A 10,613-nucleotide genomic window follows, 5' to 3' on the forward strand; every position below is an offset into this window, starting at 1 on the left:
ATATCAGGAAAACCTGTTATTTTTATTTTAGGTAAAGAATAACAATCATCCTCCGCTATCAGTTGCCTCAACTGCGTGGCATTCCACAAGATTCCGGATTCTTGCACCTGGCGAACCACTTGGATAAGATCAATCTCACGTACTTCAAGTCCATAACCTTTCAATGCATCGGCAAAAAGCGCAGGACTCAACTCCTCACCTACCGGGGGAAGCTGTGCTGTATCTCCCATCAACAAGAGTCGGCAACCTTGTCCCGAATACACAAATTGCACCAAATCATCCAATAAACGCCCTGTTCCAAACACACTACCCGACAGGCCTTCGTTTGAAATCATGGAAGCCTCGTCGACAATAAACAATGTATTTGTAGCTAAATTGTCATTGATCGAAAAGTTACTAAGCTCATTAGAAAAAGACTGCTGTCTATATATTTTTTTATGAATAGTAAAAGCCGGATGTCCTGCATACGCTGAAAAAACTTTTGCCGCACGTCCTGTAGGAGCCAACAATACAGATTTCTGCTGCAACTGATCCATCGTTTTCACCAATGCCCCTACCAATGATGTTTTACCAGTACCGGCATAACCTCTTAAGATAAAGACTTCATCCGCTAGTGTGGACAGCAGAAACTCTGAAAGAGATTTTACAGCAATTTCCTGCTCTAAAGTTGGCTGATAAGGAAAATTTTCCTTAATTTGCCTTTCTAAATAGTTATTTATCATTTTTGTACAAGAAAAAAGTTCGAGGAACTATCGTATTTAAATTTATTTATTCTATTTTTGCGATGCGAATATAACAACTAAAAACATAATTTATCATGAAAACAGTATTTAATATTGTATTAGTGCTCTGTGCTGCCGCATTGGTTTATATCTGCTACACCAGCATTATGGGTCCTATCAATTTTGAAAAGGCAAAGAAGGAAAGGGAAAAAGCTGTTATTGCCCGCCTAATTGACATCCGTAAAGCACAGCAGGAGTATCGTATGCTACATCGCGGAATGTATGCTCCCAAATTAGACACATTGATTGATTTCGTTAAAAATCAAAAATTGCCGTTCGTTATGAAAATCGGACAGCTGACAGACAAGCAGTTGGAAGATGGGCTGACTGAGAAGAAAGCTGTAGATATCATCCAAAAAGCGAAGAAAACCGGCAGATACGATGAAGTTAAGAAATGGGGACTTGAAAACTTCAAACGTGACACTATGTGGGTAGCTGTATTGGATACTATCTATCCAAAAGGATTCAATGCCGACTCTATGAAATATATTCCTCACGGAAATGGTGCTCAATTCGAAATGAACGTGAAAAATGACACTGCCAAGTCTGGTGCCCCAGTATATTTGTTCGAAGTAAAAGCTCCATACGAGACATACTTAGGCGGACTTGACAAACAAGAAATCATCAACCTGAAAGACTTGGATTCTAAACTAGGCAAATATAGCGGTTTGATGGTAGGTTCTATTGATACTCCAAACAATGGTGCTGGTAACTGGGAATAATGATTGACTTTACTAAATCAAAACAATATACTTTATCCATCCGTCTTAGTACGGATGGATTTTCTTTTTCTATCTATAACCCGATTCATGACGATTCGCTTTCAATAATAGAGAAAGAGATAGACATATCTCTATCCCTTACAGCGAATCTAAAGGCTACCTTTCACGAATCGGACTTCCTAAATCATCCTTACAAGCGGGTAAATATAATGATGGCAAGCAAGCGTTTTACAATCGCGCCATTAGATTTGTTTGAGGATGAGGAAAAACAGGCAGAACTGCTGTTTTATCATAATCATCAAAAAAGAGAAAACGAAACGGTACTCTATAATATTCTAAGAAAGAATAATCTAGCTGTTATCTTCGGCATAGATAAAAGTGCACAGAACTTTTTAAATGAACAATACCCCGAAGCTCGTTTTTATTCTCAAGCCACTCCGTTCATCGATTATTTTTCTGTAAAAAGCAGATTAGGAAACAGTAAGAAGATGTACGCTTCTGTACGCAAAGACGGCATTGACATCTATTGCTTTGAACGAGGTCATCTACTTCTGGCCAATTCTTTTGAATGTACGCATACAGAAGACCGCATTTACTATTTATTGTACGCTTGGAAGCAACTGGAATTTGATCAGGAACGGGATGAGCTACACCTAACTGGAACGCTTTCCGAGAAAGAAGTTCTAATGAGCGAACTAAAAAAGTTTATCCTACAGGTATTCATCATGAATCCTGCAACTAATATTGACATGCAAGCCTTATTAACATGCGAGTAATCAGCGGTATTTACAAACGAAGAAGATTCGACGTGCCCCGAACATTTAAAGCACGTCCTACAACAGATTTCGCCAAAGAAAATCTGTTCAATGTACTCAATAACTACATCGACTTTGAAGAAGGAGTCACGGCTCTTGACTTGTTTGCCGGAACCGGAAGTATTAGTATCGAACTGGTATCCCGCGGATGTGATCGGGTTATTAGCGTTGAGAAAGAGCCTGCGCATCACTCGTTCATCTGCAAAATCATGAAAGAGGTGCAAACAGATAAGTGTCTACCAATACGCGGAGATGTATTTAAATTTATCAAGAATGGTCGCGAACAGTTTGACTTCATCTTTGCCGATCCTCCTTATGCATTAAAAGAATTGGAAACAATACCCGAACTAATCTTCCAGAACGATCTTCTCAAAGAGGGAGGGTTATTGGTACTGGAGCACGGAAAAGATAATAACTTCGAGGAAAATCCACATTTCATAGAGAGAAGAGTGTATGGAAGTGTAAACTTCTCACTGTTCAGATAAGTTCTTCAATCAATCTCATCACTATTAAAGTAGCGGAGCCAATAAACGCACGATAGACTCCGCAGCTTTTTGTCTCCACGAACGTCTGACCCAATTCTTTAAAAAGATTTGTGTACTTTCTCGCTGGTCCTGAAGAAATATTTCTTTCATTTCAAGGGCTGTTTCTACGTCATACATAAAGGCATTCACTTCAAAGTTATGCTCAAAGCTACGAAAGTCGACATTGGTAGATCCTACTGTGGAAAGCATATCATCTGAAACCATAAGTTTAGAATGCAGAAAGCCCTTTTTATAAAAAAAAACTTTAACGCCTGCCTGCATCACATCGGCCAAATAAGAACGTGATCCAAGATGAGTAATCCAATTATCAGCACGTTCCGGCAGCATTAAGCGCACATCTACCCCAGACAATGCAGCTGTTTGCATAGCAGCTAATATTTGCTCTGTAGGCAAGAAATAAGGGGTTTGCATATAGAAATATTTCTTTGCACTGGTAATGGCAACCGTCAAGCCCTGCATGATTTCTTTCCATGGTCCGATAGGTTCACTCGTGACAATTTGCGCTAAAGAGTTTCCACAAGAATCAATCTTTGGAAAATAACGGGAAGCAGTTATCAGGGTGCGGTCTACAAAATACCAATCGAGCAGGAAAGCCGTTTGCAAACCGTGCACAGCCTTACCTTCCAGCATGATATGCGTATCACGCCAAATTCCCCAAGAGAAACCACGCATATAGCGTTCTGCCAGATTCATTCCTCCAACGAACCCCACACGCCCATCAATGACAACAATCTTTCTATGGTTCCGGTAATTCACTCTACTGGTAAATAAGGGAAAACGTACCTTTAAAAAGCTTCTGACCTCAATGCCGGCATTACGCATTTCTTCGAAAAAGCGATTAGGCACATGCCAGCAACCTACATCATCATAGATCACCCGCACTTCAACTCCTTGAGAAGCCTTTTCGATCAGTACGTCTCTGACCAGACGCCCAATAGCATCATCCTCAAAGATATAATATTCCATGTGGATATGCTGCTTCGCTTTTTGTAGCTCACGCAATAATGATTGGAGTTTGGTATATCCTTCCGTATAGATTGCCACACGATTTCCCTCAAAAGGAAATGCCTGATTCGTTTGCTGGAAAAGATGAATAAGACGGGAGTATTCATAAGGAACATCAGAACAATCCTGCGCCAGATATTCGGCCATTGGTTTCTTTAATAGGCGGTCATAGCTTTTTTGCCCGATGATGCGTTCACGACGTTGGCTCCGGCCAAAGAAAAAATAAAAGACAAGCCCGACAATAGGTAAGAAAAGTAATATGAGTATCCATGCCATAGTTTTAACCGGATTCCGGTTGTCAAGAATGATAATGACAATCGTACCGATAATGGCTCCAAAATAAAGAATATCAAAAGCTACTGTTGCTATCTGGCTAAGCATATAGTTCCAATCAATCATAGGAATCTCCTTTCATACAGATACTGAACAACAAATATAGAGTAAATTATCGGATTAACAAAGAAGTCCCGGTGACAACATTGAATGTTGTGCCGGGACTTTCTTCGTTTTATTTGAATCTATTACGTCACTTTAGAATGGTCTGCCACCTCCATAGCCACCACGTGACCCACGTGGACCATGCGGACCACCGCCATCAAAACCACCATGACGCATATTACCACGGGCTTCTTTATTTCCAAAAATATTCAGGCGATAAGAGAAACGGAGCATACAATAACTGTTAATTCCATTATACTCAGAAACAGAACGCATATCGGCTGTCAACGAACGACTGATATTGGATTGCTGCCGCAAAATATCATATACTTCAAAACTGATGGTTGCAGCATTGCCTTTCAGGAAGTTCTGAGCAATCTGCGCATTCCAGATAAGTTCATTCTTATTCATACTGGCATCACGATAACCACGGCGCGCGTTATTAGTTATATTGGTTGACAACGTCATACTCCAAGGTAAAGAGATATTAGTGCTTGCACCATAACCAAATGTATAAGGTTCCTGGTTATTTTCCGGACGCAGTTTGTTTCGTTCAAAGTTATAGTTGATTGAACCATTCAAGGTAAATTCAAACCAGTCGTTACGGAAAGTTCCATTCAGATTCTCTCCTAAAGTCAATGTTGTACTGGTGTTCTTGTCATTTATCTTGGTATCGTCATTGAAAAGGTAAGAAACCGCATTGGTATAGTTGGCGCGAGAGAAAGAGTTTATAGTGAAACGCTTATCTTTCAATGCCGTATTGAATCCAAACATCCCCATCGCATTCCAGTTTCCGTTGATATTCTCCGGTTTAACTGTTACTCCACCGGTACTCTGATTGTAAGTAGTGGCATTGGTAATGTTGTTTTGAGTCATATTCAAGTTTGCATGAGCCATTATGCCACGTTGGCTATCTGCATTATAAGTATTATAAAATAAACGCATAGAATGAGAGAAAGAAGGCTTCAATCCCGGATTACCCTTACGAATGTTCAACGGATTAGAATCATCGGTTACATCCAGCAAATTTTCCATACTCGGCTGACTTGCACGTCCCCGATAAGTAAAACGTAACTGGCTGACTTTAGAGAATCTGTAACGAAAATCAACATTAGGAGCAAAATTGAACACATTTCTTTTTACTACAGTATCTACTTCAGCTTTCTTATAATCTAATCTAGTATTCTGCGGTTGCAGAGACACTCCAAAGTTCAATCGATATTTCTCGCGGATAATATTCAACCCTGCATTAATATCATGGTTATAATATTTATATTGAGCATATTTACTCAAATCTCTATCCTTATTCTCTTCATACCCTTCAGGTAGACCATCACCAAAATTCCAAAACCAATCCTGTCCTTTATCTGCATCAGGAATCAAACTGTATGTACTTCTATCGCTTTCACTATATTTATACTGAAACTTATAACGGAATTGCAAAAAAGTAGCTTTTGCGATCGGCTCGCTATAAGTCAGTTCAGCTGTATAATCGTAACTCTTGGTGGGAGAAGTGATATACTGTTTACGTTCATCATCCGCTTTGTTTGCTGCCTTATCAAAATAACGCGTTAATGATTCACTAAACTGTTCACTGTCATTATCTCCATAACTAAATGTACCACGGAAAGTTATATTTCGTCCCTGATTATTCAATCTTCGGTTCACTTGCAAAGAAGCGTTTGCAGAGAGATCCTGACCTTCAGATTTAGACTCACTATTGCTGGCATTGACACGAACATCTTCTAATGGATCATCTGTACTTCCCCAGAAAACCTTGTTCAGGAAATCATTGGGATTGGACACCAGATTAAATGGATCTCCATTAAAAGTACCCGATTCGGAAATGGAATAGCTATTAGATTTTCCATAAGAAACGTTCGGACGGAAAATAATATTAGTCAATGTATCCGGTTTCCATTCCAAACGGAAGTCAGCATTGAAGTTTGTATTCTTATTACGGCCTTTACTGTTTGAGTTGGAGTACGAATTTCCATTTTGCAGGAAACGTTCCGAGTAGTTTGTAGATGTTGCATCCCGGTCACTGAAATTATAACGGGCACTACCTCCCAGTTCCAACTTATCAGTCTGAGTAGCAAAATTAACTCCAAGCATTTTGGTAGCAGTTAAACCATTGCTATTCCGAAAACGAGGGCCACCACCTCCACCAGAGAATCCCTGATCGTTCACATTATTGGCCGAACCGATTAAAGAAAATTGGCTATTATCGACAAAACGGTTCAACATCAAGTTACTTCCGTAACGGTCTTCTGTACCACCGGCAACACTTGCGTTACCAAACCAGCCTTGATTCATTCCTTTCTTCACTTTCAGGTCGAGAACAGTTTCTTCTTCCCCATCATCTATTCCGGTGACACGTGCCAAGTCGGATTTTTTATCGTATGTTTTCAGTTTATCGATCATGTTGACCGGCAAGTTCTTCAATCCGGTTTTCACATCACCCCCAAAGAACTCTTTACCATCTACCATAATCTTCTTTACTTCTTTACCATTGATTTTGACATTACCATCATCATCAATCTCTGCTCCCGGAAGTTTCTTCACTAATTCTTCAAGCATTGCCCCTTCGGGGGTACGGTAAGCTGCCGAATTATATTCCAACGTATCTTCTTTTACGACCACCTGCGGAGCTTCGGCAGTAATCACTGCTTCCTTCAGCATGACAGCATCCGGGTCCAATGTAATAGTTCCCATCTTTTTATCGGTGGCATTAGCAGATAACTGTATTGGTACGAGTTTGGTACGAAACCCGATATAGGAAACTTTCAATACATATTTCCCGGCTTTTACTTTGGGGAGAGTGAACCATCCCTGGTTACTACTGGCTATACCTGCGGCATAAGCGCTATCAGGCAATGATAACAATTGAACTGTAGCCTGCGCTGCGGGCTCTTTTGTGTCGGCTTCCACCACACGTCCCGAAACGGTAATTACCTTATTCTGTGCAAAAATTGAGAAGGTGCATAGCAACATCAGCACCAACCCTGCTGAAAATCTTTTCATTTACCTTATTTACGATTATATTAGTAGCAATAACAATGTCTTTTTGACAAATCGAATCGCAAAAGGTTTAATTGAAAAAAAAATTATCTTTTAAAGAATCGATCAACAAGCGCTTTTTTAAGACCAAATTCCAAACAAAGCACATTAAAAACCAAAAAGGTCAGGAAAGAGGAAGTATCAACATTAATCACATCTCCTTGCATTACACGCCACAACATGCCACCAAAGACGAACAAAAATGTTAAAAAGATAGCATTACGAACAGCTGAATTACGAATCTGCTCCGTTTCACGGCTCTCATTTTTACTGAATGCAAAGATTATCAACAAGCATCCTGCCATCATCAGCAACTTTGTGCATTCTTTATAAAACAGCAAGTTATGATCGGTCACCACTCCCCGCATCACTAGAATAAAAGGGATGAACAGAGCTACCAACAAGACCACATATCCTAAAGGACGACAATACGCAGGTAATAATGCTTTCATGATTGAACGTTTTAATGAGACAAAAGTAAGTAAAAAAAATATTTTATATACATTTGCAGAGTAAAAAAGCAAAAGAATCATGAGTAAACAAGAAGTTATTCTCTGCGAAAGCTTGGAAACGAGCCTCGGTCGTGCCATTGAGTTATGCCCGCATGACAAATTATTCGTCCTCACAGACGAGCATACCCAGCGTCTTTGCCTTCCTTCCTTAAAGGCATCAGGTCTACTGAAAGATGCTGTAGAAATCTGTATCGGAGCCGAAGATGTACATAAAACTCTGGAAACGCTTGCCTCCGTTTGGATGGCATTAAGTACTCAAGGAGCTACCCGCCATTCTTTGCTTATCAATCTTGGAGGAGGGATGGTGACGGATCTCGGAGGTTTTGCCGCAGCCACATTCAAACGTGGAATTTCCTATATCAATATACCGACCACTCTGCTGGCTATGGTAGATGCATCAGTGGGTGGTAAAACAGGAATCAACTTCAACGGTCTGAAAAATGAAATCGGTGCCTTTGCTCCGGCAAACAGTGTACTGATTGAAACAGAGTTCCTGCGTACACTGGATGCACACAATTTTTTCTCCGGATATGCTGAAATGCTGAAGCATGGTTTGATTAGCAATACGGCACACTGGGTGGAATTACTCAATTTCAATACTTCTAATATTGACTATACAGCTCTCAAACAATTAGTAGGACAATCGGTACAAGTGAAAGAAGATATCGTAGAACAGGACCCCTTTGAGCATGGAATCCGCAAGGCATTAAACCTGGGACACACTGTGGGACATGCATTCGAAAGCATGGCACTGGCAGAAGACCGCCCTGTATTGCATGGATATGCAGTAGCTTGGGGAATCGTATGCGAACTGTATCTTTCTCATCTCAAAGTAGATTTCCCGAAAGAGAAAATGAGACAAACGATCCAATTTATCAAGGACAATTATGGCGTATTTACTTTCGATTGCAAAAAATACGACCAACTATATGCATTCATGACGCATGACAAAAAGAATACTTCAGGTACAATTAATTTCACCCTACTGAAGGATATCGGGGATATTTGCATCAATCAAACTGCCGATAAGGACACTATTTTCGAGATGCTCGATTTCTATCGCGAATGTATGGGAATTTAATCCGACACTGGAAAGATTACATAATAAAAGGGAATGAAGTAAACTTCATTCCCTTTTTCTTCCCAATCCCTATAAATAATTGGCAATTGTGCGACAATTGCCCACACTATTATTCTAAGTTACTCATCCGATACTGTGAAAGCGACATACCTGTATGCTTTCTAAAAAAACGTCCAAGCGACGATTGATTCGCAAAATTCGTTTTAATAGCTATTTCCTGAATATTCAAGCTTGTATTTTTCAATAAAGCCTTGATTTCTAATATGATGTATTCAACGATCCAGTCTTTAGCAGATTTCCCGCTTGTTTCCTTGATTACCATAGTCAGATATTTGGAAGTAATACACAGTTTATCTGCATAAAAAGCTACATCCTTATTCTCCTTAAAATGCTTCATGATAAGCCCAAAGAATTTATTAGCCAATTCTTCTTTACGGGTATCCCTACGGGCAGTCATCAAAGTCGATTCCTTTTGATAAGCATTGAACAGTTCCAAATAAAGATACCTCAACAAATGAATAATCAGCTCCCGCCTATACATATCTTGAGAAGTAACTTTATCTTTTATCATACCCAGATAATTATATATCCGAGGAATATCACGCTCTGACTGAGGATACCAATAATGGGTCCGCATATAGAAAAAGAAATGCGGAGAAAATCTGGGCACACCACTTAACGCGTCACTAAACAGTGAAGTAGATATGACCATCGTAATGGTCGCGAAATCTTCACTTGGCTCACTAAATGAGATAAATTGTCCGGGTAGTAATATAATCAATTCCTCCGGCTGTATCCAGTGTACATCTTCATGCACTGTAATTTTAGCCCTTCCACTTAAACAATATATAATCAACGCTGATTGATTATTAGAAGGATAAGAAGTCAGAGGAAGATACTTCAGATTTTGATAAAATTTAAAATCGTCACCCAGGACGTATATCTCTAATGTCTCTCTATTTTTAATGTCTAACATTTAACACCTTTCTAAACTAAGTCTTTTTACAAATGTATAACTTCCTAATTTACCACGCACCAAAAATGGAAATACAGTATCATACTAGGGAAGTCAAACACCTTTTATTTACATTAATTCATAAACAAACTCACTGATTGTTAGTTCATTTGTCATTTCTCTATTTAGTTTTATTATATATCGGCCTACTTTTTATAGTGTTTTTAGGATAAGAAAAGAATTAGTGCGTTCAAACGAAAAATAAGCAGATTGTTTTCTAATTCAAGCAAAATTATTAATTATCTACTTCTAATATCACACAAGAAGTTATTAAAAGATGATCCAATAATTGACAAACCTATTGAAAAAAAGGATTTATACAACCCAAAGAAAGGCTAATAATCAGAATCATAGCCATAAATCAGCATAAATCATACTAGAAAATTCAACGGATTATTTGCTATTTAAAAATTAATCAGTACTTTTGCATCCGCAATTCGGGGTGTAGCTCAGCCCGGTTAGAGTACGCGTCTGGGGGGCGTGTGGTCGCTGGTTCGAATCCAGTCACCCCGACTGGTGAAAGAGGTTAGAAGCCGAATGGGTTCTAACCTCTTTTTATTTTAAAAGACAATGAAAGAAGATCCTAGACATATCCATATCAGTGAATACAGTTATCCTCTTCCGGATGAACGTATTGC

At 39.3% G+C, this 10,613-nt stretch carries 9 protein-coding genes and 1 tRNA gene; 5 read left to right on the forward strand and 5 right to left on the reverse strand.

Features of this window, described 5'->3' with window-relative positions:
- On the reverse strand, positions 1–722 hold a 722-nt coding region (locus ACT8YW_RS19430), incomplete at its 3' end, for an ATP-dependent DNA helicase (protein WP_444106848.1).
- 95 nt (positions 723–817) lie between these two features.
- Here ACT8YW_RS19430 and ACT8YW_RS19435 point away from each other — a divergent pair.
- Genes ACT8YW_RS19435 through ACT8YW_RS19445 form a run of 3 tightly spaced genes read left to right on the forward strand, consistent with a single transcriptional unit; the run spans position 818 to position 2,804 of the window.
- Positions 818–1,504, forward strand: coding sequence for a hypothetical protein (locus ACT8YW_RS19435; protein ID WP_444106849.1), 687 nt, complete (start codon positions 818–820; stop codon positions 1,502–1,504).
- Positions 1,504–2,280 (forward strand): DUF3822 family protein, encoded by a 777-nt coding sequence (locus ACT8YW_RS19440; protein ID WP_444106850.1) that lies wholly within the window; start codon positions 1,504–1,506, stop codon positions 2,278–2,280. The genes ACT8YW_RS19435 and ACT8YW_RS19440 overlap by 1 nt, the downstream gene beginning before the upstream one ends.
- Positions 2,271–2,804, forward strand: a complete 534-nt coding sequence (locus ACT8YW_RS19445; protein ID WP_009000332.1) for an RsmD family RNA methyltransferase — start codon at positions 2,271–2,273, stop codon at positions 2,802–2,804. Before ACT8YW_RS19440 ends, ACT8YW_RS19445 begins: the two co-directional genes overlap by 10 nt.
- Positions 2,805–2,828: 24 nt before the next feature.
- Here ACT8YW_RS19445 and cls read toward each other — a convergent pair whose 3' ends face one another.
- From cls to ACT8YW_RS19460, 3 genes are all read right to left on the reverse strand, one after another.
- Complete coding sequence (gene cls / locus ACT8YW_RS19450; protein WP_444106851.1) at positions 2,829–4,268, reverse strand: cardiolipin synthase; 1,440 nt, start codon at positions 4,266–4,268, stop codon at positions 2,829–2,831.
- 132 nt (positions 4,269–4,400) lie between these two features.
- A complete protein-coding gene (locus ACT8YW_RS19455) occupies positions 4,401–7,331 on the reverse strand; it encodes a TonB-dependent receptor (protein WP_444106852.1) in 2,931 nt (976 codons plus the stop codon).
- An 83-nt stretch (positions 7,332–7,414) separates the two neighbouring features.
- On the reverse strand, positions 7,415–7,819 hold the full coding sequence (locus ACT8YW_RS19460) for a hypothetical protein (protein ID WP_444106853.1): 405 nt from the start codon (positions 7,817–7,819) through the stop codon (positions 7,415–7,417).
- Positions 7,820–7,898: 79 nt separating this feature from the next.
- Here ACT8YW_RS19460 and aroB point away from each other — a divergent pair, with 79 nt between their 5' ends.
- On the forward strand, positions 7,899–8,960 hold the full coding sequence (aroB, locus tag ACT8YW_RS19465) for a 3-dehydroquinate synthase (protein ID WP_009000328.1): 1,062 nt from the start codon (positions 7,899–7,901) through the stop codon (positions 8,958–8,960).
- A 109-nt stretch (positions 8,961–9,069) separates the two neighbouring features.
- Here the strand turns inward: aroB and ACT8YW_RS19470 are convergent, their stop codons facing one another.
- On the reverse strand, positions 9,070–9,936 hold the full coding sequence (locus ACT8YW_RS19470; protein WP_444106854.1) for a helix-turn-helix domain-containing protein: 867 nt from the start codon (positions 9,934–9,936) through the stop codon (positions 9,070–9,072).
- Positions 9,937–10,413: 477 nt separating this feature from the next.
- On the opposite strand from ACT8YW_RS19470, the gene ACT8YW_RS19475 reads away from it, so the two are divergent.
- Positions 10,414–10,488 (forward strand) — tRNA-Pro (locus tag ACT8YW_RS19475).
- Positions 10,489–10,613: the final 125 nt, after the last annotated feature.

Source organism: Bacteroides sp. (assembly GCF_052357945.1).
GTDB lineage: Bacteria > Bacteroidota > Bacteroidia > Bacteroidales > Bacteroidaceae > Bacteroides.

Excerpts from the sequence above, each read along its gene's own strand:
- ACT8YW_RS19435 (WP_444106849.1), top strand. The coding sequence starts at position 818 with ATGAAAACAGTATTTAATATTGTATTAGTGCTCTGTGCTGCCGCATTG.
- ACT8YW_RS19455 (WP_444106852.1), bottom strand. The coding sequence starts at position 7,331 with ATGAAAAGATTTTCAGCAGGGTTGGTGCTGATGTTGCTATGCACCTTC.
- ACT8YW_RS19445 (WP_009000332.1), top strand. The coding sequence starts at position 2,271 with ATGCGAGTAATCAGCGGTATTTACAAACGAAGAAGATTCGACGTGCCC.
- ACT8YW_RS19440 (WP_444106850.1), top strand. The coding sequence starts at position 1,504 with ATGATTGACTTTACTAAATCAAAACAATATACTTTATCCATCCGTCTT.
- cls (WP_444106851.1), bottom strand. The coding sequence starts at position 4,268 with ATGATTGATTGGAACTATATGCTTAGCCAGATAGCAACAGTAGCTTTT.
- ACT8YW_RS19460 (WP_444106853.1), bottom strand. The coding sequence starts at position 7,819 with ATGAAAGCATTATTACCTGCGTATTGTCGTCCTTTAGGATATGTGGTC.
- aroB (WP_009000328.1), top strand. The coding sequence starts at position 7,899 with ATGAGTAAACAAGAAGTTATTCTCTGCGAAAGCTTGGAAACGAGCCTC.
- ACT8YW_RS19470 (WP_444106854.1), bottom strand. The coding sequence starts at position 9,936 with ATGTTAGACATTAAAAATAGAGAGACATTAGAGATATACGTCCTGGGT.